We start from the raw sequence: 23,754 nt of genomic DNA, 5'->3' as shown, positions 1-23,754 counted from the left end.
GTGTCCTCCGCCTATTTCACCCACCTCTGCGCCAGTTCGCGCAGGCTTTTGGCGAGGATCAGCAGGTCCAGCCCGGTCGCCACGAAGCGGGCGCCCCAGTCGAGCGCGTCTTGGGTGAACTCGGGCGTTGTGGCGAGGATGCCGGGCGCTTTGCCTGCGGCTTCGATGCGGGCTATGGCGCCCTTGATCGTGGCCTGTACCTCTGGGTGCGTGAGTTGGCCCATGTAACCCATGTCTGCGGAGAGGTCCGCCGGGCCGATGAAGACGCCGTCGATGCCTTCCACGGCGAGGATGTCGTCGAGATTGGCGATGCCTGCGCGGTTTTCGACCTGGATGAGCAGGCAGATCTGGTCGTCTGCCGTGGGGCCGTAGTCGGTAATGGCGCCGAACCGGCTGCACCGTGCGCCGGAATAGCCGACGCCGCGCCCTCCGATGGGCGGGTAGCGGACGTCATGGACCAGTTGCTGCGCCTGTTCCGCCGTTTCGACCATCGGCACCAGCACCGTTTGCGCGCCCGCGTCGAGCACCTGTTTGATGATCCATGTCTCGCCCACCGGCACCCGCACGGCGGCATGGCTGTCGGAGGCTTCCAGCGCCATGAGCTGCATCCGCACGCGTGAGATGTCGTAGGGCGTGTGTTCGCCATCGATCAGCAGCCAATCGAACCCTGCCGTGCCCGCGATTTCCGTCGCGAGCGGGTCGCCGAGTGACAGCCAGCAGCCGATGACGGTCTCGCCGTTTTTGATGGCGGCCTTGAACGGGTTGGTGGGGGCGGGCATGGGCGGTCTCCTTTGTCTGGTCGCACCCTAGACCCGTGGTTGCGCCGGTGGCTACTGCCGAAATGAGGCGCGTGCGCGCCACGCGATTTTAGACATCTGCTTCCAGCAGATGAGTTTTGCCTCCGGCGGTCGTATTTTCAGTCAGAAGAAGATGCGGTCAGAGGACTTTGATGACATCCTTTTCCACGGCCAGCATGTAGCCGCGTCTGGCGATGTTTTTGACTAAAAGCTCGCTGACGATCTGGTTGCCGAGCGTGTCGCGCAGGCGTTTGATGCGGGTGGCGCCTGCGGCCTCTTCGCAGTCGGCGGCGGAGCGGCCGGAGATCATCCCTTCGATTTCGGAGCCGGACAGAACGTCGTCGTCCATGCGCGCTTCGGCCAGGATGGACATGGTTTCCATGGCGGCGTCGGTGAGTTTGAAGCCGAGGTTGTTGAGGTAGACCGTGTTTTCCTCGCGGCTGATGAGCAGGGAGTTCACCTGTATGCCTGCCCGTTCGATCTGCGCCATGCGGCGGTTGAAGCCCACGAGTAGGACGAGAAAGACGAGGGCGGCGATCATCATGCCCGTCGCGAAGACCAGCAGGACGAAGATCACCAAGCGATAGCTCGCCAGCGTGTCGGCAAAGGCGGTGCCGGATTGGGCGAGGATTTCCAGAAGCTTGATCTCGGCCTGGCTGGTGAGGTCGGCGTTCTCGATGAACATCCGCTCGACGCGGGCATCAAAAGCGCCTGCATCGGGGAGGGTGAAAAAGAGGAGGGCGGCGGCCAGGATCAGGAGCAGCACGATGCCTGCGATCCCGAGGATCACGAGCCGCCCGCCGGTGCGCCGCATTTCAGAAGCGGAGGTAGAATTGTCCTGCACTGTCTTTCCTTTGATCGAGGCCTTCGGGACCAAACACGGACTGAACCTGCAGCAAAGTCCAGCCTTGCGCCGCAAGCCGTGATCGGAGTTGTGCGGTTGCATTGCCTGCCGAGCAGGCGCCGGACACCTGCGCGACACCATAGTGCAGGCGCAGGGGGTTGTCCTGTTTGGCCTTATAGTCCGCGTAGCACTGGGCATGTGCGGTCCCGGCAAGCGCCAGCGACAGGAGGAGGGAGACGGCGATCTGTTTCATGGTCCCAACCTGCGCCGGGTGGGCGGGATATTCAATAACGACAGGGGCGTGGGGCCCGCGTTATTCGATAACAGGGGGGCGTTATTGCCTGTCTTGCTGGGCGTACCCGAGGTTGAGGACAGCACCGGCATACGCCTGGTCTGCCTCGTATCTGTACCCTCTGGAAAGGACGCCTCATGACACTTCGTATTCACCGCCAGTTCATCGGCGCAGTTGCTGCTGCTGCCATTGCCATCACCGGTTTCTCTGCTGCCCCGGCCCGTGCGGGGGATGATGAGGTTGGTGCGGCCCTCGCCGCGCTGTTGGGGTTGGCGATTGTCGGCGCTGTCATTCACGACCGGAACAAGGACAAGAAAAAGCGCCATACGGTGCACACGCCCGTGCATCCCAAGCCGCTGCCCAAGCGGGTGAACCGCAAGCTTTTGCCGCAGCAGTGCCTGCGCAGCTTCAACACGGATCGTGGACACCGGCGCGTCTTTGGCCAGCGGTGTCTGCACAACAACTACAAGTATGTTCACAGCCTGCCAGCGGCGTGCCATCGCGAGTTCTACACGGATCGTGGCTGGCGTCGTGGATACGGTGCGCGCTGCTTGGATCGTCATGGATACCAGTTGGCCCGTCGGTAAGAGCGGGCGGATGGGCCGCGGTTGCGCGGCCCACCTTGGCAGGGGTGGTGTTCGGGCACCGCCCCTTTTTCATTGCGTCGCCGGGGCGGCGACACGTGATGTTTGCACTTTCCGCTGGAAAGTGCGTTTTGTGCCTCCGGCGGGGATTTTTTGGAAACAGGGAAGAGGACGGTTTGTGCCTGACTTTGAGATCGAAGCGCGGATTGGGGGCCGTGTGGCTGGCGTTGATGAAGTGGGGCGCGGGCCGCTCGCGGGGCCGGTGACGGCGGCGGCGGTTGTGTTGGACCCGGACGCCATTCCCGAGGGACTGGACGATTCGAAGAAATTGACCGCCCGCAAGCGCGAGGCGGTGTGGGGCGCGATCCTTGAGACTGCGGATGTGTCCGTTGCCCATGCATCGGTGCGTGAGATCGAGGAACTGAACATTTTGCGTGCCTCGCATCTGGCGATGATCCGTGCGCTCGATGGGCTGCGCATGCGTCCCGATCATGCGTTGATTGATGGGACGATGTTGCCGCGTGATCTGACCCTGCCTGCAACCCCTGTTGTGCGCGGCGATGCGCGGTCGTTGAGCATCGCGGCGGCCTCAATTGTGGCCAAAATATGTCGCGATCGGATCATGGTGGATTTGGCGCAACAGCATCCCGGATATGGCTGGGAGACGAACATGGGATATCCGTCAAAAAGCCACAGGTTGGCGTTGGAAAATCTTGGGGTGACCCCACACCATAGACGAACCTTCAAACCCGTCCACAAGATGTTGTGACAAGAGATTTTCTTAAGTTGTTGATTCAAAATATAAATTGACCACGAATCGGGTATGACTCATCTTACCTGCAACCAACGAGCGCAAAATGCGCCGGGGACAGAGGCAGACGATGACGAAACATGTAAAGGGCGCCGAGGCGCTTCCCTTGAACCAAATCCTTGCGGGAGACTGCATTGATATTATGAACAGCCTGCCCGCGGGCAGCGTTGATCTGATCTTTGCCGATCCGCCCTATAACCTGCAATTGAAGGGCGAACTGCATCGCCCTGACAATTCCAAGGTTGACGCGGTTGATGACCACTGGGATCAGTTTAACTCCTTCCTTGCTTATGATGAATTCACCACGGCCTGGCTGAAGGCCGCGCGTCGGCTGTTGAAGCCTAATGGCGCGATCTGGGTCATTGGCAGCTATCACAACATTTTCCGCGTGGGGTCGGCCCTGCAGAATGAGGGATACTGGATCCTGAACGACGTGGTGTGGCGCAAGTCGAACCCGATGCCCAACTTTCGGGGCAAGCGGTTTACCAACGCCCATGAGACGATGATCTGGGCGGGCAAGTCGGAAAGTTCGAAGTACACCTTTAACTACGAAGCGCTGAAGGCGCTGAACGAAGGTATCCAGATGCGCAGCGATTGGGTTTTGCCAATCTGCACCGGCCACGAGCGGCTGAAGGACGAGGCGGGTGACAAGGCGCACCCGACGCAAAAGCCCGAGAGTCTGTTGCACCGTGTGCTGGTCGGATCGACCAACCCCGGCGATGTGGTTCTGGATCCGTTCTTTGGCACCGGCACAACGGGCGCTGTGGCCAAGATGCTGGGCCGTGAGTTTATCGGGATCGAGCGCGAGGAAGCCTATCGCAAGGTGGCCGAGAAGCGCATCGCCAAGGTCCGCAAGTTCGACAAGGAAGCGTTGACCGTTTCCGCCTCCAAACGGGCGCAACCGCGTGTACCCTTCGGCCAATTGGTCGAGCGTGGGATGCTGCGCCCGGGAGAAGAGCTGTATTCGATGAACCGCCGTCACAAGGCCAAGGTCCGCGCCGATGGCACGCTGATCGGTGACGATATCAAGGGATCGATCCATCAGGTCGGCGCCCATCTGGAAGGCGCACCCAGTTGCAACGGCTGGACCTATTGGTGCTTCAAGCGCGACGGGCAGACAGTGCCTATCGACGTTCTGCGCCAGCAAATCCGTTCGGAAATGCACGACTGATTTCACGAGACACCGCCAGGTGCCTGCGGCCTTACCCAAGGCCCATAAGTGGCACTGCACCTATGCCCCGCCTTTTTGGCGGGGCTTTTTTGTTAAGAGTGTTTACATTGGGAGGGAGAAGCCAAAAGGGCAAAGAGCATGGTGGATGCAAGCAGCGCGTTGCCGGTCTCGCGACGCAGAGATCGGGACGAGGTCATTCCCGCACATCGGCACGCGCAAGAGGCGCTGGCTCGCAACAAGCGCGAGGGGATGGACCTGGCAGTAAAGGCCCGTATCGGCGCGCTGTCGGTGACAGCGGTCATGCTGGTGTTTTTGAACCCGAATTGGGATGTGATCTGGTATCTGTTTCTGCTGTTTTGCCTGGTTTTGGTGGGTCTTGCGCAGCGCCGCGTGGGCCGTGTCGGGCAGTCGCGGGCCGAGTTGGCACTGCTGTTTGCGGATCTTTTGCTGATGACCACGGCCCTGCTCGTGCCAAATCCTTTGCAGGATGCGCCGATGCCCACGGCGTTGATCTACAGTTTCGAGGTTTTTCAGTACTTCTTTATCATCCTTGCAGCGGGCGTGCTGACCTATTCCTGGCGTACGATCATTGCCATAGGCAATTGGACCATGGCGATGTGGCTGACGGGGACGTCGTGCGTGTGGTGGTTTGGTCGGACGTATCCGGAATTGACCGAAGCCGCCAATGCGATGTTCCCGAACTATCCCGATCTGGCCAAGGTGTTTGATCCCAATGACGTCAATTGGGATTTGCGGTTTCAGCAGGTTGTGGTGTTTCTGGTCGTGGCCCTGATCCTGGCTGTGGCCGTGCGCCGCTATCAGATGCTTGTCCTCGACAGTGCTGAGATGGCGCGCGAGCGAACAAATCTGGCGCGTTACTTCTCGCCGTCGATGGTCGAGGAATTGTCGACCAAGGACGAGCCGCTGGGCCAGATCCGCAGCCACGATGCCGCCGTGCTGTTTGTCGATATTGCAGGCTTTACCGCTTATGCCGATGGGCGTCCTCCGCAAGAGGTGATCCAGACCTTGCGCGCCTTTCATGCCCGGATGGAGAGCGAGGTGTTTGCCCATGGCGGCACGCTCGACAAGTATCTGGGCGACGGGCTGATGGCGACCTTTGGCACGCCCTTGCCGCTGGAGGATGATGCAGCGCGCGCCGTGGCCTGCGTGCTTAGCATGGCGGACCGGATGGACGCCTTGAACGCGGACCGGAGGGCCGATGGGCTGCCCGAGATCGACGCTCGTTTTGGTTTGCATTTCGGCCCTGTCGTTCTGGGTGACATCGGTGCAAACCGGTTGGAATTCGCGGTGCTTGGCGACACGGTCAATGTCGCCAACCGGCTTGAGGCTATGACCCGCACCGTGGGTGTGCGTGCGCTTGTCAGTGATGCGACCATGGCCGCAGCAGGTTCACCGGAGGGCTTCCGCCGCGCCCCGGATCAGGTGGTACGCGGTGTGGCCGAACCGTTGGCTGTTTGGGTGCTGGACTAGCGCGGAAGCGGGTTGGCGGCTTTGTTGTAGGCTGTCCAGTCCGTGATCTCGGGATAGTACATGTCCCGCCACTTCTGCACGCGCGGGTTCATCACCCGTTTCCAGACCTTGGGCATCATCGCGGCGATGGTCATCACCGGGTAGCCATAGGGCAGTTGGGGGGCGTCCGCCTCGGTGTAGTTTTGCAGGACGGGAAAACGCCGGTCGGGTTTGTAGTGGTGGTCGGAGTGCCGTTGCAGGTTGATCAGCAGCCAGTTTGATGCCTTGTGCGCCGCGTTCCAGGAATGGCGCGGCTGGACGTGTTCGTACTTGCCGTCGCCCAGATGTTTCCGGGTCAGCCCGTAATGTTCAATGTAGTTCACTAATTCGAGCTGCCAGATCGCAACGCCCGCTTGCAGGAGGAACAGGCCGACGCCTGCCCAGCCGCCAAGGGCAAAGGCCAGCAGAAAGCAGATCAGTTGCAGGTAGGCGTATTTCCAGAACGGGTTTGAGCTGTCCGTCGCGGGCAGGTTCTTGCGCGCCAGCATCGCCTTTTCCGCGTTCCAGGCGGACAGGAAGCACTGTTTCAGCACGCGCGGATAGAAGCGGTAAAAGCTTTCGCCCATGCGCGCCGTGACTGGGTCGCGCGGGGTGGCGACATAGCGGTGGTGCACCAGCAGGTGTTCGGACCGGAAGTGGGAATAGAGCACCATGGCAAGCAGAGCATCAGCCAGCCAGCGCTCCAGCTTGTTTTTCTGGTGCATGAGTTCGTGGCTGTAGTTGATCCCCACGGTGCCGGTGATCACGCCGACGCCGAAGAAGATCGCCAGCTTTTCCAAGGTGTTCAGGTGATCGGCGGGCGCAACATAGGCGATCATGCCGAAGAGCAGCAGGAATTGCGCAGGCACCCAGGCGGTGGTGATGGCGCGGTACCAGAAGAGATCATCCTCTGTGGCCTCCAGGTCCGCATTGTCCGTGTTCAACCCGACGGCGAGGTCGAGGATCGAGAACATGTACCACGTGACAACCGGCAAAAGGACCACGGTCCAGCCACCGTAGATCGCGGTGATGATCGCCAATGGTATCAGAAGGAAAGACATGGCAAAAGGCAGGGCGTTCTGCACTTTGGCGACGGTTTCCGGGGGCAAGGTCATGCGTATGCGATCCTTTGGTTGCGCGCGCCAAAGTCTAGGCACAGGTGCGTGGACCTGCCAAGCGTGACGCTACGCCGCGTTGGTCACGACTGCGCCAGATCGAAGGCTTTGCGCATCACCGTGGGCAGGTCCGATGGGCGGAATTGGTCTCGGGGCAGAAAGTATCCTCGATCCGGTTCAGTGCCCGCAACCTGCGCGACCATAACGTCGAGAATGAGGTGGAAATGCGTAAACGTGTGCCGCACTTCTCCGTTCAATTTTGTCCATTCCGCAATCATGGGCACGGCGACGGGGCGCGGCTCTGACACATCCACCCAATCGCTGCCGGGCCAGCCCATCATGCCGCCGAGCAGGCCCTTGTCGGGCCGTGTCTCCACCAGCCACGCGCCATCACTGCGCTGGGCGAGGTAGACGGTGCCGTGACGGATCGGTTTGGCTTTCTTGGGGGTCTTCTTGGGCAACTCAGGCGCTGTCCCCTCAGCCCGCGCCTTGCATGGGTCGCGCCATGGGCAAATGCCGCATGCAGGGGATTTCGGTGTGCAGATCGTGGCACCCAGATCCATGACCGCTTGTGCATGATCGCCAGGCCGCGCGCTGGGCGTCAGCCGGTCAGCATGTTCGGTCAGGATGGGCTTCGCCGCAGGCAAGGGCGTGTGTTCATCGAACATGCGGGCCATGACCCGCTCGACATTCCCGTCCACCACCACATGGCGCAAATCAAACGCGATCGAGGCGATGGCCGCCGCCGTATAGGGCCCGATGCCCGGCAGCTTCAGCAAAGCTGCATGATCCGCCGGGAACGCACCGCCATGGTCGGCCACCACCGCGCGGGCGCATTTCAACAGGTTGCGGGCGCGGGCGTAATAGCCAAGGCCCGCCCATTCGCCCATGACCTCGGCATCTTCCGCCGCTGCCAGATCAGCAACGGTGGGCCAACGCGCAATGAACCGTTTGAAGTATTCGGTGACCGCCGCGACTGTTGTCTGCTGCAACATGATCTCGGACATCCACACGGCATAGGGGTCCGGACGCACCCCCGCCAGCTTGTCCGCGGGCCCCACACGCCACGGCATCGCGCGCGCATGTATGTCGTACCAGTCCAGAAGCTCACGGCTGAGGTCACGCAAGATTTATGCTTTCCCACTTGAGATGTCTGGTGATCACGCTTTCATCCGCTATGATCACGCCCGAGTGAGAGGGAACATAGCCATGGTCGCGCGCCGTGCCAGTACAAAAGGGTTCAAGCGGACAGCATCGCTGCTGACCGGGCGGATTCGGAAGGCCAGCGAAAGCCGTGGGTTCGCGCAAAGTCGTCTGCTGACGGACTGGGCCGAGGTTGCGGGCGCCGACGTGGCCGCCATCGCCCGGCCGGTCGAGGTCAGCTATGGCCGGGGTGGCATGGGTGCGACGCTGACCCTGCTGACAACCGGTGCGCAGGCGCCCATGCTTGAGATGCAGAAGGATCAGCTGCGCGAGCGGGTCAATGCTGTCTACGGCTACAACGCCATCGCGCGCATTCGCATCACACAGACCGCCGCGACCGGGTTCGAGGATGGCCAGGTTGCCTTTGAACACCGCCGCAAGGAAGACGAGCCCAAAGCCCCGGCTCCTGAAATGACCGCTGCGTCCAGCCAGATGGTGGCGCCGGTCCAGGACGACACATTGCGCGATGCCCTCGAGAAACTGGGCGCGCATATCCTGACAAAACAAAAACAAGGAACACGCACATGAACCGTATCGTTGCCCTTATCGCCGTGATCGTCGGCGTCGGTGGCTATTTCCTGTATAGCTCGATGCAATCGAGCGGCCCGTCCGCCCAGGAACAGGCGCAAGCCGAACGGTTACTGGGCGCGGCCAATGCGCAGGAAGCCTCAAGCGATATCGACACCTCGACCGTGGTCGAAATGCAGCTGGGCAATCCCGATGCCCCCGTGACTGTCATCGAATATGCCAGCTACACCTGCCCGCATTGCGCGACCTTCCACACGGGTCCGTACAAGCAGCTCAAGGCCGATTACATCGACACGGGCAAGATCAACTTCATCTACCGCGAGGTTTACTTTGACCGTTTCGGTCTCTGGGCCTCGGCCATTGCCCGCTGTGCCGGTACGCCTGAGACATTCTTTGGCATCACCGAAATGCTCTATGCCGGTCAGGCTGAATGGGCGCGTGCAGGCGGAGGCGACCCGGCCCAGATCGCGGACGAGTTGCGCAAGATCGGTCGTTTGGCCGGGCTGGACGGCGATATGCTTGAGGGATGCCTGACCGATGCTGACAACCTGCGCACGCTGGTCGCGTGGTATCAGCAGAACGCAGCAGAGGACGGGATCAACTCGACCCCCAGCTTTGTCATCAACGGGACCACGTACAACAACATGGCCTATTCCGAGATGGCGGGTCTGATCGACGAAGCGGCTGGCAGCTAAGCCACGTCCGATACAGCATGCAACGCCCGGCCATTGGTCGGGCGTTTTTGTTTTCGGGTGTCAGGTCGCTTGCTTGGTGTCAGGCAATGCGGCAAGCGCCGTGTCGAGCGCTGTCGCGTCCTCAAACTGCAGCCGCACGGGCAGCGTGGTCACCTTTGACCTGAACGCGGCAGGCAGCCGCGCGGCGTCCTTTTCCGTGGTGACAAGCTGAGCACCCATGGCGCGCGCGTCACGTTCCAGCCGGGTCAGGAAGGCGGTGCTTAGCTTTTCATGATCACCCAAAGCTTCGGTCCGCATCAGGTTCACACCAAGCCCTCGCAACGTGTCGAAGAACTTCTCAGGCCGTCCGATCCCGGCGAAGGCAATGACGTTCATTCCGGCCCAGGGCATCCCGGTCTGTAGCGGCTCAAGCCGTGCGCGCAGGTGGGTCAACCTGTTTGGCAGTGGCGTATCATTGAACCGTGCCTGCGCGGCGTCATCACCAATGCTCAGCAACAGATCGGCACGGGCAAGACCCACGGCGGCCGGTTCGCGCAAGGGACCGGCGGGCAGGCACAAGCCGTTCCCGAACCCTGTTTCCGCATCCACCACGACGATGGACAGATCATAGGCCAGGCTTGGGTTCTGAAACCCATCGTCCAGAATGATTGCCGTCGCTCCGGCTTCAATCGCCGCCCTTGCACCGGCGGCCCGGTCGCGCGCGACCCACATTCTTGCAAAGGCGCTCAGCAGCAGGGGTTCGTCGCCGACGCGGGCGGCACTGTGGCTGGTCGGGTTGACCTCAAGCGGCCCCGTCTCGGTGCCGCCATAGCCTCGGCTGACGATGTGCGGTGCATGGAAGGCATCACGGAGTCGCTCAGCCACGGCGATGACAGTCGGGGTTTTTCCCGTTCCGCCCGCGTTGATGTTGCCGACGCAAATGACCGGCACTGGCATCTTTTGAGGCGTGCCACGCGCCAGGCGCCGGGCCGTGCCTTTGGCATAAAGGGCACCCAGCGGGGACAGGAGGCGGGCGCGCCAGTCGGGTTTGGGCCGTGACCAGAAGCCCGGTGCACGCATCACCGCTTCTCCGATCTGCGGGAATCGAGGCGGGTCTGGGTCAGTGAGATGATCCGGTCAAGGCTGTCGGCCCCGCGCGTGACCACGTCCCAGCCCGCCGTGGCCATATGGGCCGCGTGATCGGGCGCGATCATCTGGCTGATCGCGCGGCCAAGCGACGGCGTGTCGTTCACGATCCGTGCTGCACCGGCATTCATGAGGCGGGTGAACGCATCAACATGCTCGCCGACATTCGGGCCATATACGATGGCCGACCCGTGCGCGGCGACTGAATAAGGATCACAGATGTCTACTCCGGCTTGCATAGAGCCACCCAGGAATGTCACTGTCGCCACGCGCAACCACAGGCCCAGCTCTGCATCGTCGTCGGCAATGAGCACCTGGGTGTTGTCTTCTGGAAAGGCGCCATCGCTCCAGTTGGCGACCAGCAGCGACTGCGCGCGCGCGGCCTCTTCGGCCTGAAGCGCTTCGTCCGGGTCGGAAAAGTGCAAGATCAGCAGCAGCCGGTGCGAAGACTTCAGCGCCAGCTTGTGCGCCGCCAGGATTGTTCCGCACTCCTTTGGCGAGGTGCGCGCCGACAACCATGAGGGCCGCCCGGCAAGCGCGGCGGTCAGGTCAGCAAGATCACTGTCGATGACGGTCAGCATCTTGCCAAAAGGGTGCAGGGGCTCGGCCAGTTCCATGGCGCCGACGGGGCGGCCCATCTGGGCCAGCTTGGAATGGGTGTGCTGATTTCGCGCTGTGACGTGGTTGAATTGTGCAAGCAGGGCGCGCGGGACCTCGGGCAACCACCGGTCGCGGCGCCCGTCGAACCCGTCGACATCGGCATCGACAAGCATCATGTGCGCGCCGCTTTCCGCAGTGGACAGGATCAGGTTGGGCAGAAGATCGCCCCATGTCCAGATCAGCACGTCTGGCGCCCAATGTGCAACAAAGGCGTCTGTGACATCGGGGTGGTCGGGCGGTGTCAGGTCCTGCCAGACTTCATCGACCCCTCGGTCGCCAAAATCATCATGGGCAGCGGTCAGCATCACGTGGCAGCCAGGGCGCATAAAGACAAGCCGGTGGGCCAGGTCGTTCAGGGCGCGGTTGTTGCCGGGCTCTGCAGCGTGGATCCACACAAGCTCGCCCTCAGGCCGGTCCCGGGCCGGTGCAAAGTCGGGCGGTTTGCGCCGCCCCGACAGCGTGCGATAAGCCGTAAGCCCCAGCGAGCCGCGCACGTGTAGGTCAGCCCAGCTCTTCGGTCGTCGCGGCCGCGTTTTCCTCGTCCCTCAGACGGTGCAGGTGCGCGATGTAGTAGCGCATATGGGCGTTGTCTACGGTGCGCTGCGCTTCGGATTTCCAGGCGTCGTAGGCGGCCTGATAGTTGGGGAATATCCCAACGATATGCAGGTCGTTCACATCCTTGAACACGTTTTTCGACGGGTCGACCAGTTCGCCGCCAAAGACGAGGTGCAGGCGCTGTGTCATCGTATTTTCCTTCGATAGTGGGCTTGGGCATGCCTCTCGGCAGTTTGCGCATATGCCCCCTGGGGTCAAGGCGATCAGGTGCCTTGATCCGAGCCCAATTCCCCCACAAGCGCACGGTGCAGACCGGGCCCACCCGCCACCACACCGTTCAGGGCCGGATGCGCATTGTTAAAGCGTAGCGGCGCGCCCGTGCGGTCCGTAATGGTACCGCCCGCTTCGGCCACGATCAGGGATCCGGCGGCAATGTCCCACTCCCATGTGGGGCGCAGGGTCAGCATGCCGTCGAACTTGCCCTCGCCCACCAGCGACAACCGGTACGCCAGCGAGGGGCGGTAGTGCCGTTCGACCGATGGCGCGGTGTCGCGCCAATGCTTGCTGTCGAATGTCGGGCGCGCGGCCAGCACCTTGCTGCCCGGCGTCATCGCGCCCTGGGTTGCCAGCAGCGTCGCGCCGTTCAGCGTCGCGCCCAGGCCCGTGCCCGCGGCATAAAGCTTGTCGCGCAGTGGCAGGTAGATCGCCGCCGCCGTCACGATGCCCTGATGCGCCACACCGATGGAAATGGCCCAGGTCCGCCCGCCTTCGACAAAGCTGCGGGTGCCGTCGATCGGGTCGATGATGAACACGGTATCGGCGCTCAGCCGGGCGGCGTCATCCTCGGTCTCTTCGGACAGCCAGCCATAGTCGGGCCGGGCCAGACGCAGGGTCCGTTCCAGCACCTCGTTCACGGCCAGATCGGCCTCGGTCACGGGCCCCGCATCGCCGGGCTTGTCCCAGCGCGCGGCGGTGGGGCCAGCAAAGCTGGTCGCCACACGGCCCGCAACACGGGCCGCATCAATCAGCAAGGGCAGATCAGTTGCCGGCAAGGGTCATTCCGGAAACCAACAGCGACGGCACCACACGGCTCAGATGCGCGCGCGCATCATTGGCGGGCACGATTGCGCGCAGCATGTCGATCAGATTGCCAGCGATGGTGCATTCGTTGACGGGATAGGTGATCTCGCCATTCTCGACCCACATGCCTGCGGCCCCACGGGAATAGTCGCCGGTGTTCGGGTTGATGGTCGACCCGATCATCGACGTCACCAGCAGCCCGGTGCCCATGTCGCGGATCAAGTCATCGCGCGTGGCAGTCCCCGCATCCAGCGTGACGTTCCAGTTCGATGGGCTGGGCGGGGCGGATGTGCCACGCGCCGCGTTGCCGGTAGAGGACATGCCCAATTTGCGCGCCGTGGCCAGATCCAACGTCCAGCCCGTCAACACGCCATCCTCGACAATCACACGGCGCTTGGTGGCGAGGCCCTCGGCATCAAAGGGGCGTGAGCCCGAGGTGCGCGGGCGGTGCGGGTCTTCGACCAGGTTCAGGCCATCGGGCAGCACCTGCTGCCCCAACTTCTCGCGCAGCCAAGAGGATCCGCGCGCCACGCTCGACCCGTTGGCGGCTGCCAACAGGTGCCCGATCAGGGTCGATGAAATACGCTCGTCAAACAGCACCGGGAAAGCGCCGGTGGGCGGTTTGCGCGTGTCCAGCCGTTCGACGGTGCGATGGCCCGCCTCGGTCCCGATCTCTTCGGCGCTGCGCAGGTCGGATTGGAAAATGCGGCTGTCCCCGCTGTAGTCCCGCTCCATCCCTTTGCCGGTGCCTGCAATGGCGACGCAGCTCAGCGCGCGGTCGGTGCGGCGGTAGCCGCCGGAAAAGCCGTTGCTCGCCCCAAGCCAGACGTCGCGGGCCCCATACCCGGCCGAGGCTTGCTGGACCTGGCTCACGCCCTTGACCGCCATCGCCGCCGCTTCGGCCGCCAGCGCATCTGCCTGCAAGACGTCAGCGGCGGGTTCCGGTGTCGGGTCGTTCAGTTCAAGCGTGTCGATGTCCCAGCCATTCGTCAGCTGATCAGGGTCGGCAAGACCCGCATTGGGGTCTTCGGGTGCTTCGCCCGCCATGGCCACGGCGCGCATCGCCATTTCCTCAATGGTCCGGTCGCTGATGTCAGAGGCCGAGACGTTTGCCTGCTTCTGACCGACAAATACGCGCAGGCCGATGTCGATGGATTCCGACCGTTCCGCCTGTTCCAGCGCGCCAGCACGCACATCAACCGAGACCGATGTGCCCTGCACCGCGATGGTGTCGGCGGCGTCCGCGCCTGCGGACCTAGCAGCGGCAAGCAGCTGTTCGGTCAGGTGTGACAGGTCGGATGGGGTCATGGGTCTGCTCCGCTTGGATGCGCCATCAGGTAGCGGGGCAGGGGGTGGTGTGCAAGGGCGGCGACCTGCGCCGCCCCGTTGTCACGACATCAGCGGATGCGCTGACCGTTGGCCAGAACGTGGCCCTGATCGTTCACTTCGATCTTGGAGTTCAGGGTGTCTTCACCCTCTCCCGGAACGGCGAACAGGCCCATCATCATGCGAGCACCCATTGCCTGATCCTCGGGCAGCAGACCCATTTCAACCAGCTTGTCGAGCAGCCCGTTGCCGCCCACCAGCGTCAGATCCACCGCGCCTTCGGGCCGGGGCATCCCGTCAAATGTTTGCAGGTCGTTGTTGTCGAACACGAAGTCGCCCGCGCCTGTCAGCTTGGCGCCCACCGCGTCCAGTTCGATCTTGTTGATCGTCAGGGCGTTGAGTTCACCGGGCACTGTGTCTGCCTCTTCCAGTACTGCCGCCTGGGTCGGGTCAAGGAAGTCGAACAGCACCTTGGCCTTGCCGCTCAGGTCAACTTGCAGCGTCGCCGGATCGCGCGGCAATTGCGAGGTCGGGTCAAACAGGCTCCAGATCATTTCCGACATCGAAAACTCATTCAACGTGACGGCAACGCCGAAATCCTGCTCTTCATTGGACTTTTGCAGGGGCATCAGGAACCGCGTGCCGATCTCGGCAGCGGAAAAAGACAGGGGCAAAGGCAATTCGGTGAGCAGCATGTTCATCTCAACACCGGTCTGCGCGATATCGTAAAGCAGTCCCTCGGGCCCAAAAGATACGTCAAACGCGGCGCCCGTTGATGTGGCATTGGCCGTGCCGCTGCCGTCGGTTTCGCTGCTGAAGGACAGGTCGTAATTGCCGCCTGTCGTGGTGAATGCGGCAACTGCTTTGAACCCGTCATTCAACATGGCGTTCATGTCCTGAACGTCCGTGTTCAGGGGCAGGTCACCCGTGCCGGTCAGCGTCAGTCCGTTCATCGTGCCCTTCAGCTTGAACGTGTCATCGCCGCCCGGCTCATTGAAGGCCATGTCGTAGTCAACTTTCGCCACGGTCATGTCTTGCGTCATCTTGCGCAACTCCGCGACCGAGGTTTGCACCGTCTGCGCGAGGTCCGTCATGCGGATATCGACCTTCGCGATCTCGGGGCCCACGGACACACCGTCGATGGTCACGCTTTGCAGGGCCATGGCCGCAGCATCGGCCGCATAGGTATAAGTCAGATCGCCCGGATCACCCGCCGCCACCATGGTCTGGGCGGTCTGGGTAAAGTCGATGGCGACGGTCACGTTCTCACCCGTTTCGGGCTGGAACGTCATGTTCATTTTCGTGAGGTCGGGCAGCTCGATTGCGACGGTGCCGTCGCCCTGTTCGACAAAGTTGATGCTTTCAAGCTCAACCTTGAAGGCGCCTCCACCGGCGTCTTCGTCCATCTCCATGCTCAGCGTCATGTCTGAGATATCGACCGCCCCGGACCGGGCGGCCTCGGACGCGGTGACGGTGTAGCCCGAGCTTTCCATGTAGGATTGCAGGTCAGACCAGACCTGGTCCGCCGTCAGGTCGGCCAGAGCGGCTGACGCAGGCAGGCACAATGCCACTGCGGTGCTGGAAACAAGATGCGAAATACGAAACATGATGGAATCCTTAGAATGATCAGTTGGCCATATCGTCCGGGACGGCGCGGAATGCGTCAAGGCCACAGGGTGGACCTATGCGGCGCATCACCGTACCACAAGACCAACACGACACGGCGGAGGGTGTAATGCACGATATGAGCGGAAAAACGGTTCTGATTACCGGGGCCAGCCGGGGCATTGGGGCCGATACGGCCCGCGTTTTTGCCCAAGCGGGCGCCAACGTGGCTCTTGTTGCGCGCGGGGCGGATGCCATCAGTTCACTTGCAGATGAAATCGGGTCTCAGGCCATCGCGCTGCCCTGCGACGTCAGTGACTTTTCGGCTATGAGCGATGCGGTTAATCAGACTGCTGCCAAGTTCGGCAGCCTCGACGTGCTGATCGGCAATGCAGGCGCCATCGAACCCATCTCGCACCTTGCCACCGCAGACCCGGACGATTGGGGCCATGTCATCGACATCAACCTCAAGGGCGTCTTTTACGGCATGCGCGCGGCCTTGCCCGTGATGCTCAAGGCGGGCGCAGGGACCATCCTGACCATCAGTTCGGGTGCCGCACACGGTCCGGTCGAGGCATGGTCGCACTACTGCGCATCCAAGGCGGGGGCCGCCATGCTCACCCGCTGCGTGGACAAGGAAAACGGCCCCGCAGGCATCCGCGCCATGGGGCTGGCGCCCGGCACCGTCGCGACCCAAATGCAGCGCGAGATCAAGGCAAGCGGCATCAACCCCGTCAGCCAACTGGACTGGTCCGAGCACATCCCGGCGGACTGGCCAGCCAAGGCGCTCCTTTGGATGTGCTCCCCCGGCGCCGACGATTGGATCGGGCAGGAGATTTCCCTACGCGACCCCGACATCCGCACACGGGTGGGCCTGACATGATCGACGTCGACCGTACAGGCCCGATCTGGACGCTGACCATCAACCGCCCCGACAAGGCAGGCGCGCTGACCGAACAAATGCTGACCGACCTGCGCGACGCAGTGCGGGATGCTCAAGACGCAGCGGCCCTGATCCTGACCGGCACGGGTAAGGTCTTCAGCGCTGGCGCCGACCTCGATGCCGCGCGCGCGGGCCTTGCCACCTCGCCACTATGGGAAAAGCTGTCAGGCGCCATTGCCGACCTGCCCGGCCTGACCATCGCCGCGCTGAACGGCACCGTCGCGGGTGGGGCCACTGGCATGGTGCTTGCCTGCGATCTGCGCCTCGCGGTTCCGTCGGCCAAGTTCTTCTACCCGGTCATGAAACTCGGCTACCTGCCGCAGCCCAGCGATCCGGTGCGCATGGCCGCCCTGATCGGCCCCGCACGGACCAAGATGATCTTTCTCGCCGGACAAAAGATCACGGCGGATCAGGCGCTGTCCTTCGGCCTTGTCGATGAACTGGTGGAAGGTGGCGATGTGACCGAACGGGCGCGCGCGCTGTGCACCGACATCGCAGCTGCCACACCCGAAACGGCGCGCGCGATCAAGGCGCTCTGTTAGGTCAGATGTAAAGTATTTCAATGCAACAGTTGTCAACTTTACATTACATAATGTAGGGTTGGCCCAATGGCCCGTGACAACCGGATAGAGCGCGCTAAACGCGATCTCCGCCCCGCCAAGACCGAGCGGGTGCTTACGACGTCGGATCGTGTGCAACTCCTGGTCACAGACGTGCTCACCAAAGTCAGCGCGCGGATCGAGGAAAAGCAGGTCAAGGACCCGTCATCCCGCAAACGCTAGCGCTTGCGCCGCGCGCCCGGCACTTTCGATGCAAAGCCGGGCGGTCGTTTTGCCACCCATTTATAAAACTTCGCCAGCCGCGGATGCACCCGCAGCGCCTCTGTCGTATTGAAGTCGCGGGCCAGCTCCGCCTCGGTCAGCGTCGCGTGGATTTCCCGGTGGCAGATATGGTGCAGCAGCACGACCGGCCCGCCCTTACCCCCTTTCAGCTTCGGGATCAGGTGATGCAGGCTTTGCGGCACATCAGGTGGGATGGGACGGCCACATAAGGGGCAGATCGGGTCTGACAAGGCCATGTTTCCTTGCACTGGCGGGGACGTACGTGACAATTGGCGCGGTGTGAGGACGAGGCAAGAGGTGCGCCCGTGGAGTCTAATCTTTGGGAGTTTGATCTCGAAAGCCAGCCCGAGATTGTGCAGACCATCGCAGGCTATGCGCTGCAAGGGTGGGATCTGGCGCTGACATGGCTGCTCAGCCCGGCGGCGTGGTCGCAATTCGCGCTGCTGATCGTCGCCTACCTCGCTGCTGTTGTCATCACGCGGCGCCTGCGCCCGATGCTGGCGCGCCTGCTTGATCCCGGCGACAGCGACACCGTCGTCGCCAAATCGCGCCGCTTTGTGGCGCAATTCCTGCCGCTGCTGTTGCCGCTGATGGCCTATGTCCTGACCGGCATCGGCGAGGGCGTCGTGCGTTCGATTTTTGACAGCGGCGCGGTGATCGCCTTTGGCAAGCGGGTCTTCCTGTTCCTTGCCGTGCGCGCGCTGGTGCGCGACATCATCTCCGATCCGTTCCTCAAGTTGCTGGGCCGCTACGTGCTTGTGCCCATTGCCGCGCTTTATGCGCTGAACCTGCTAGGACCGGTCGCGACCCGGCTCGAAGAGACGGTTGTGCCGCTCGGCAACCTGTCCTTCAACCTGTTGTGGCTTCTGCAATTCGTCGCCGTGGGCGGCGTGATCTTCTGGCTTGGCCAGTGGTCCAACAGCCAATCCACCACCTTCATCCAGAAGCAGGAGGAAATGCGCCCCTCCCTCCGCCAACTGGTGGCGAAGTCGGTGGAGTTCCTGATCTTCGGCGTCGCGTTCCTTGTGCTGATGAACATCATGGGCATCAACCTGTCGGCGCTTGCCGTGCTGGGCGGTGCCATCGGCGTCGGCCTCGGATTCGGCCTGCAAAAGATCGCGTCGAACTTCATTTCTGGCGTGATACTTCTGGTCGAAGGGCAGGCGACCGTCGGCGACTATGTCGAGTTGGACGGGGGCGAGGCGGGCACAATCGTCAAGATGACCGCCCGCGCCGCGATCCTCGAAACCTACGATGGCCGCTGGATCGTTGTCCCGAACGAGGATTTCATCACCACCCGCGTCGTCAACTACTCCGACAGCGGCTCCGCCAACCGCTATGAGGCGCCGTTTTCTGTCAGCTACAACACGGACATCAACGCCGTGCCGGACATCATCAACGCGGCGGTGTCCAAACTGGATTTTGTCCTCGCCGTTCCAGAGGGGCCGGATTGCGAGCTTGTCGGTTTCGGCGACAGCGGCATCGACTTTGCCGTCGAATACTGGGTGAACGGCATCGACGACGGCAAGAACAAGTACAAGAGCCACGTCCTCTTCGCGATCTGGAACGCGCTGAAAGAGCACGACATCGAAATCCCCTATCCGCACCGCGTGGTCGAGATGAAGGGCGAGTTGCGGACTGTGTCCGAGTGACCCGCGTCGCCGTCATCGGCGGCGGCCCCGCCGGTTTGGCGGCGGCAGAGGTGATGGCCGAGGCCGGTCTGTCGGTCACGATCTACGAGGCGAAGCCGACGGTCGCCCGCAAGTTCCTGATGGCGGGCAAGTCGGGCCTGAACCTGACCAAGGCCGAGGACGTGAAGGCGATGCTGCCCCTCTACACCGAAGCCGCCCCCTGGCTCGCCCCCGCCCTGAACGCCTGGGACGCCGACGCAATCGTGGCTTGGGCCGAAGGCTTGGGCCAAGAGATTTTCACAGGCTCCACCGGCCGCGTCTTTCCAAAGGCCATGAAAGCCTCCCCCCTCCTGCGCGCATGGCTCGCCCGGCTGGACGCATTGGGCGTCACAATCCGCACCCGCCACCGCTGGACCGGCTGGGACGATGGTTCGCCACGCATCACTGACCCCGATGGCACTTCCGCATCCATCGAAGCAGACGCAGTACTCCTCGCCTGCGGCGGCGCAAGCTGGGCAAGGCTCGGCTCCGACGGCGCGTGGACACACTGGATCGGCCTCGACACCGCCCCCTTCGCCGCCTCCAACGCCGCCATCTCCATGCCGTGGTCCCCGCACATGGACAAACACATGGGCCACCCGATCAAGGGCGTCGCCTGGCGCGCAGGCCCACACCGATCACGCGGCGAAGCGGTCGCCTCCAAACGCGGGCTTGAGGGCGGCGGCATCTATTCCGTCTCGCGCGGCGTGCGCGAGGGGCATGACCTCTATATCGACCTCTTGCCCGACCTCAGCGTCGACGAGGTCGCAGACCGGCTCGCCCGCCCACGGGGCAAGGCGAGCTTTGCGAACCATCTGCGCAAGACGCTGAAACTCACCCCTCTGAAAATCGCGCTGGCACAGGAATGGGGCCGCCCCTGGCCCGACGACGCCCTGCGCATCGCGCGACGGCTCAAGAAACTGCGCGTGGCGCATGACGGCCTACGCCCCATGGACGAGGCGATCTCGACCGCTGGCGGTGTAGCCGCCACGGCGCTGGACGACGCACTCATGCTGCGGGCGAGACCCGGCGTCTTCTGCGCAGGCGAAATGCTGGATTGGGAGGCGCCCACGGGCGGCTACCTACTCACCGCTTGCCTCGCCACCGGGCGATGGGCGGGGCAGGGCGTGGTGCGCTACCTGAACGGTTAAGCGGCGGCGGCCGCGCGAAAGGCCGGGCGCGCGCGCAAGTGCTTGCTATAGGCCTTGACCGGCTCGGGCAGCGGCGGGAACTCCGCGCCAAAGGCCCAGCCAAGGCAATGCACGGCCAACAGATCGGGCAGCGTGATCGCGTCGCCCATCAGAAAGTCACCGGATTGCTGCAACATCCCGGCCAGGGCGTCTGCGTTCCGCGCAAACTCCTTGTGCAACGTCGGCACGACCTCCGGCACGCGCAGCTTTTCAGGCAGGACAAAGGCGTGCTTGCTGGCGGTCCACAAAAGCGCGTCCATCTCGTCGATCAGCCACAGGGTCATGGCATCCTGCCTAGCGCGTTCCGGCGTGCCAGCGGGGGCGGTCAGACCACCATGCTTGTCGGCGAGGTATGTCATGATGGCCACACTGTCGGTCAACACCGCATCGCCATCCACCAGCGCCGGGATCTTGCCCAGCGGATTGAATTTGCGCGCTACATCCGAACGCGGGCCAGCCTCGACTAACTCGTAACTCTGGCCCAACTCTTCCAGCATCCACAGCACACGGAAAGCGCGGCTTTTGACGGTTCCGATGACGCGATACATGGACAGACCCTCCCTTTGATGCGCACGATTGCAGGACAGGGGCAGGGCCACAACCCTACTGTCAGAAATTGTCGCAGCGTCCAGCTAGAGTATCCCCAACGTTCATCCCCAAGGAGATTTCAATGGCACATACAGGGTCCTGCGTCTGCGGCGCGGTCAAATTCACCGTCACAGAACCGGTCACCGAAACAGGGGCATGTCACTGCGGCATGTGCCGCAAATGGTCCGGTGGTGTGTTTCTGGGCATCGAAGTGCCTAAGGGTGGCATGATAATCGAGGGCGAAGAGAACCTGGGCATCTACACCTCATCCCCTTGGGCCGAGCGGGTGTTTTGCATGACCTGCGGCTCGTCCCTGTTCTACCGGGTCACAGCTCCCGGTCCGCTGAACGGACAAATGCACGTGGGCATGGGCAGTTTCGACGACCCGTCCGGCATTAAGCTGACCGGTGAGATTTATATCGACCGCAAGCCGGATGGCTATGCCTTTGCGGGTGAAGGACGGCACGTCATGACCCAAGCCGAGATGGAAGCGATGTTCGCCGCCCCTCCCCCGGAGCAGGCGTGATCCAAAGGCCGCTGCGCGACGCGATTCATTTTTATGAATGCGGGGCGCTGCCCCTCAAACTCCCCACCGTATTTTCAAAGAGAAGAAGAGTGTTGGACCCTATCTGCGCGCGAGCATCGCGAGCCGGATGAAGCAACGCTCAACGAGGGCAAGGGCCGGTGCATTTTGGCCCGCCGACCGGAGCTTTAGGTCCGTGTCGGTCAGTTCAGTCAACGCCAGTTCCAGCTTGGGGGCACCCCAGTTGCGTGCTTGCGCCAGCATCTTGTCGCGGTTCGGCCCCCAGATCTGGGGACGGCCCGACGTGTCGCTTGCCGCACGGTGAAGCGAGCGGAAGTGGCGCATGGCGCCGATGCAGAGGGCCACGGCGTTGACCCCTTGCGCCTGCAGGCGTTGCATCACCGGCCCGATGGCCGCAGCGTTGCCATCACCGACGACCAGCAGCACGTCGTCCACCTCCGCCTCGATCGAAGCGGGTGCGCAGGCGGTGATATCGTCGGCGCTCAGCGGTGTGGGATCGTTCAGCTTATACAGCCCGACCTTTTCCAGCGTCTGGCGAAAATCCCCCGGCTCTAGTTGCTTGGCCAGGTCCATCAGCAAGTGCATCGCCTCTTGGGGCGGGTTTGGGAGGCCCGCGGCCGCGAGGTCGCGTTCGATCTCGTCCCGTGTGGGCGGGTTATCGTAGATCCCCACGGCATAGGCTTTGGTGTGTGCCTCGAACGCTTTGCGCAGCTTAGACGTGGGTTTGAGCGCGCCAGCGGTGACCACGATCTGCGCGTCGCCCGGCGCCCAGTCCGACAGCGCGTCGGTGATGGTCGGGCCACTGTTCTCGTTGGCATCCTCGACCAGTACCACGCGCGGGCCGGGGAAAAAACCGATGGCCTTGGCCGCGTCCAGCAGCAGCGCGGGTTCCTTGCGCAGATCACCCGCAGCGATGCGTGTCAGGCGCATTTCCTCTTCGCCCTGCGGCCCGATCAGGGCGGCGACGACTTGCTGTCGTTTCAGGGCGATCCGCATCCCGTCGGCACCGTATATCAACAGCCCCGCCGCATCCAGGTCCGGTTTGGAAAAATACGCTGCCGCCTGGCCGGTGTTCAGTTTCACAGATCAGAGACCTGTAATTGCAGCACAATCTCGTCCGCGAGGATTGTCATCAGCCGCTCCGTCGCATCGCGCTGGGCCGACAGAGTCGCTACGGTTGTGCCCGTCGCGGAATAACCCACGAAGTTATCCACAAGGTCCGTCATGATGACAGCCCCCGTGTCAGCGTCCGATAGCGTAAAGGCGGCGGACCCGATCATGTGATAGCGGCGGATGTCGCCATCGGGGTCGATGGCCCTCGCTTCTTCGGCAACAGACAGGTCAATGGCCAGCTTGTATGTTGGATCGCCCGCACGTCCCAACCGCTCTTCAAGCTGACGCACCAGCAGGAAGCCTTCGCGGTCGCGTGGCGGGTCGACCAGCACCCGGTTTTGCAGCTTGGTGCCCGTGCCACCGGGGCCATAGACCGGTTCAAAGCCGCAGGCGGCGACGGCGAGTGCGAGTGCGAGGGCCGCAAGGAGGCGCATGTTGTGTAAGACCACCACGTTAACGATTCGGCCCGGACGTGCGAACACCTTCCTGGGTGCATCGCTATCCCGCGCCTTTTGCACAGCTTCGTTTGCCAGCGACTGTTTTTCAACCTCGGCTTTGGACAGATCGGCTGCCAAGGTCATTTCGTCGCGCCGTTTGCTGTTGATCTGGATGGGCAGGATTACTGTATCGAACAACAGCATCGTCTTATCCGCAATGCGCCAAGGGGCGTTGATGAATCAGCGTCATCACTGCCCGCATTTGGGCGTCTTGGCTTGCCTGGGACCGCTGTGGAGTGGGCGTGGAAGCATGATACTCGATGAACCCAAGTTGAAGCCGAAGGGATGATGTCAGTGTCGGTCCCGCTGGCCGCGGGTCCACAAAGTGCGCAAAGCGCCAAGACCAATCGACGAACGTGTCCGTCTAGCACTTCGCAGTTTGCCGCAATAACGGCAAGGCACCTTGCGCCCGGTTGGGTGTTAGTCGAGTGGGTCGCCCGGAATGTGAAAGGTGACATCGCAATGCA

At 62.7% G+C, this 23,754-nt stretch carries 27 protein-coding genes; 12 read left to right on the top strand and 15 right to left on the bottom strand.

The annotated features are described in order from the left end of the window. Positions 1-11: 11 nt before the first annotated feature. The 3 genes from FD715_RS11145 to FD715_RS11135 all read right to left on the bottom strand — a co-directional run bounded on the left by FD715_RS11145 (position 12) and on the right by FD715_RS11135 (position 1,894). Entirely contained in the window at positions 12-779 is a 768-nt protein-coding gene (locus tag FD715_RS11145; protein ID WP_147109582.1) for an HpcH/HpaI aldolase/citrate lyase family protein, read from the bottom strand. Positions 780-936: 157 nt separating this feature from the next. Next, entirely contained in the window at positions 937-1,611 is a 675-nt protein-coding gene (locus tag FD715_RS11140) for a hypothetical protein (RefSeq protein WP_147110003.1), read from the bottom strand. A 1-nt stretch (position 1,612) separates the two neighbouring features. Then, positions 1,613-1,894 carry a hypothetical protein gene (locus FD715_RS11135; RefSeq protein ID WP_147109580.1) on the bottom strand — a complete coding sequence of 94 codons (282 nt, stop codon included), beginning with the start codon at positions 1,892-1,894 and terminating at the stop codon, positions 1,613-1,615. Positions 1,895-2,070: 176 nt separating this feature from the next. Between FD715_RS11135 and FD715_RS11130 the strand changes: the two genes are divergently transcribed. The 4 genes from FD715_RS11130 (at position 2,071) to FD715_RS11115 (ending at position 5,990) form a co-directional block, all read left to right on the top strand. Next, positions 2,071-2,520, top strand: coding sequence for a hypothetical protein (locus FD715_RS11130; protein ID WP_147109578.1), 450 nt, complete (start codon positions 2,071-2,073; stop codon positions 2,518-2,520). Between the two features lie 175 nt (positions 2,521-2,695). Then, positions 2,696-3,286 (top strand): ribonuclease HII, encoded by a 591-nt coding sequence (locus tag FD715_RS11125; protein WP_223274836.1) that lies wholly within the window; start codon positions 2,696-2,698, stop codon positions 3,284-3,286. 112 nt (positions 3,287-3,398) lie between these two features. Beyond that, entirely contained in the window at positions 3,399-4,499 is a 1,101-nt protein-coding gene (locus tag FD715_RS11120; RefSeq protein ID WP_189799471.1) for a site-specific DNA-methyltransferase, read from the top strand. 138 nt (positions 4,500-4,637) lie between these two features. Beyond that, on the top strand, positions 4,638-5,990 hold the full coding sequence (locus FD715_RS11115) for an adenylate/guanylate cyclase domain-containing protein (protein ID WP_147109572.1): 1,353 nt from the start codon (positions 4,638-4,640) through the stop codon (positions 5,988-5,990). On the opposite strand, the gene FD715_RS11110 is transcribed toward FD715_RS11115, so the two are convergent. Further along, positions 5,987-7,123, bottom strand: coding sequence for an alkane 1-monooxygenase (locus FD715_RS11110; RefSeq protein ID WP_147109569.1), 1,137 nt, complete (start codon positions 7,121-7,123; stop codon positions 5,987-5,989). The genes FD715_RS11115 and FD715_RS11110 overlap by 4 nt on opposite strands. Before the next feature lie 83 nt (positions 7,124-7,206). Continuing rightward, positions 7,207-8,250 (bottom strand): A/G-specific adenine glycosylase, encoded by a 1,044-nt coding sequence (gene mutY / locus FD715_RS11105; RefSeq protein ID WP_147109567.1) that lies wholly within the window; start codon positions 8,248-8,250, stop codon positions 7,207-7,209. An 82-nt stretch (positions 8,251-8,332) separates the two neighbouring features. On the opposite strand from mutY, the gene FD715_RS11100 reads away from it, so the two are divergent. Next, on the top strand, positions 8,333-8,854 hold the full coding sequence (locus FD715_RS11100) for a DUF721 domain-containing protein (protein ID WP_147109565.1): 522 nt from the start codon (positions 8,333-8,335) through the stop codon (positions 8,852-8,854). Then, entirely contained in the window at positions 8,851-9,549 is a 699-nt protein-coding gene (locus tag FD715_RS11095; protein WP_147109563.1) for a DsbA family protein, read from the top strand. Before FD715_RS11100 ends, FD715_RS11095 begins: the two co-directional genes overlap by 4 nt. 60 nt (positions 9,550-9,609) lie before the next feature. Here FD715_RS11095 and lpxK read toward each other — a convergent pair whose 3' ends face one another. From lpxK to FD715_RS11065, 6 genes are all read right to left on the bottom strand, one after another. Next, positions 9,610-10,608, bottom strand: a complete 999-nt coding sequence (gene lpxK / locus FD715_RS11090; RefSeq protein ID WP_189799470.1) for a tetraacyldisaccharide 4'-kinase — start codon at positions 10,606-10,608, stop codon at positions 9,610-9,612. Then, positions 10,608-11,828 carry a 3-deoxy-D-manno-octulosonic acid transferase gene (locus tag FD715_RS11085; protein ID WP_147109559.1) on the bottom strand — a complete coding sequence of 407 codons (1,221 nt, stop codon included), beginning with the start codon at positions 11,826-11,828 and terminating at the stop codon, positions 10,608-10,610. The genes lpxK and FD715_RS11085 overlap by 1 nt, the downstream gene beginning before the upstream one ends. 7 nt (positions 11,829-11,835) lie before the next feature. Further along, a complete protein-coding gene (locus FD715_RS11080; RefSeq protein ID WP_039685328.1) occupies positions 11,836-12,078 on the bottom strand; it encodes a DUF4170 domain-containing protein in 243 nt (80 codons plus the stop codon). Between the two features lie 74 nt (positions 12,079-12,152). Continuing rightward, complete coding sequence (locus tag FD715_RS11075) at positions 12,153-12,941, bottom strand: 3'(2'),5'-bisphosphate nucleotidase CysQ (protein ID WP_147109557.1); 789 nt, start codon at positions 12,939-12,941, stop codon at positions 12,153-12,155. Beyond that, positions 12,928-14,277 (bottom strand): TldD/PmbA family protein, encoded by a 1,350-nt coding sequence (locus tag FD715_RS11070; RefSeq protein ID WP_147109555.1) that lies wholly within the window; start codon positions 14,275-14,277, stop codon positions 12,928-12,930. Before FD715_RS11070 ends, FD715_RS11075 begins: the two co-directional genes overlap by 14 nt. Positions 14,278-14,366: 89 nt before the next feature. After that, positions 14,367-15,902: a DUF2125 domain-containing protein gene (locus tag FD715_RS11065; protein ID WP_147109553.1), complete on the bottom strand. Its 1,536-nt coding sequence runs from the start codon at positions 15,900-15,902 to the stop codon at positions 14,367-14,369. A 128-nt stretch (positions 15,903-16,030) separates the two neighbouring features. On the opposite strand from FD715_RS11065, the gene FD715_RS11060 reads away from it, so the two are divergent. From FD715_RS11060 to FD715_RS22515, 3 genes are all read left to right on the top strand, one after another. Next, positions 16,031-16,783: an SDR family oxidoreductase gene (locus FD715_RS11060; RefSeq protein ID WP_147109551.1), complete on the top strand. Its 753-nt coding sequence runs from the start codon at positions 16,031-16,033 to the stop codon at positions 16,781-16,783. Continuing rightward, positions 16,780-17,385, top strand: coding sequence for an enoyl-CoA hydratase/isomerase family protein (locus FD715_RS11055; protein ID WP_147109549.1), 606 nt, complete (start codon positions 16,780-16,782; stop codon positions 17,383-17,385). The genes FD715_RS11060 and FD715_RS11055 overlap by 4 nt, the downstream gene beginning before the upstream one ends. A 66-nt stretch (positions 17,386-17,451) precedes the next feature. Continuing rightward, on the top strand, positions 17,452-17,625 hold the full coding sequence (locus tag FD715_RS22515) for a hypothetical protein (RefSeq protein ID WP_189799469.1): 174 nt from the start codon (positions 17,452-17,454) through the stop codon (positions 17,623-17,625). Here FD715_RS22515 and FD715_RS11050 read toward each other — a convergent pair. Continuing rightward, complete coding sequence (locus tag FD715_RS11050) at positions 17,622-17,921, bottom strand: HNH endonuclease (protein WP_189799468.1); 300 nt, start codon at positions 17,919-17,921, stop codon at positions 17,622-17,624. The genes FD715_RS22515 and FD715_RS11050 overlap by 4 nt on opposite strands. Before the next feature lie 69 nt (positions 17,922-17,990). Here FD715_RS11050 and FD715_RS11045 point away from each other — a divergent pair, with 69 nt between their 5' ends. Continuing rightward, positions 17,991-19,337, top strand: a complete 1,347-nt coding sequence (locus FD715_RS11045; RefSeq protein ID WP_147109545.1) for a mechanosensitive ion channel family protein — start codon at positions 17,991-17,993, stop codon at positions 19,335-19,337. Continuing rightward, positions 19,334-20,506, top strand: a complete 1,173-nt coding sequence (locus tag FD715_RS11040; RefSeq protein ID WP_147109543.1) for a TIGR03862 family flavoprotein — start codon at positions 19,334-19,336, stop codon at positions 20,504-20,506. Before FD715_RS11045 ends, FD715_RS11040 begins: the two co-directional genes overlap by 4 nt. On the opposite strand, the gene FD715_RS11035 is transcribed toward FD715_RS11040, so the two are convergent. After that, a complete protein-coding gene (locus tag FD715_RS11035) occupies positions 20,503-21,093 on the bottom strand; it encodes a glutathione S-transferase family protein (protein ID WP_147109541.1) in 591 nt (196 codons plus the stop codon). The genes FD715_RS11040 and FD715_RS11035 overlap by 4 nt on opposite strands. Positions 21,094-21,215: 122 nt before the next feature. Between FD715_RS11035 and FD715_RS11030 the strand changes: the two genes are divergently transcribed. Then, positions 21,216-21,659 carry a GFA family protein gene (locus FD715_RS11030; protein WP_147109539.1) on the top strand — a complete coding sequence of 148 codons (444 nt, stop codon included), beginning with the start codon at positions 21,216-21,218 and terminating at the stop codon, positions 21,657-21,659. A gap of 99 nt (positions 21,660-21,758) precedes the next feature. Here FD715_RS11030 and holA read toward each other — a convergent pair whose 3' ends face one another. Continuing rightward, on the bottom strand, positions 21,759-22,760 hold the full coding sequence (holA, locus tag FD715_RS11025; protein ID WP_147109537.1) for a DNA polymerase III subunit delta: 1,002 nt from the start codon (positions 22,758-22,760) through the stop codon (positions 21,759-21,761). Further along, positions 22,757-23,431 (bottom strand): LPS assembly lipoprotein LptE, encoded by a 675-nt coding sequence (gene lptE, locus FD715_RS11020; protein WP_370455382.1) that lies wholly within the window; start codon positions 23,429-23,431, stop codon positions 22,757-22,759. The genes holA and lptE overlap by 4 nt, the downstream gene beginning before the upstream one ends. Positions 23,432-23,754: the final 323 nt, after the last annotated feature.

Source organism: Tateyamaria sp. syn59 (assembly GCF_007995245.1).
Classification (GTDB): Bacteria; Pseudomonadota; Alphaproteobacteria; order Rhodobacterales; family Rhodobacteraceae; genus Tateyamaria.
The sequence above is the reverse complement of the archived record's forward strand: the minus strand, read 5'-3'. Positions and strand labels throughout refer to the sequence as shown.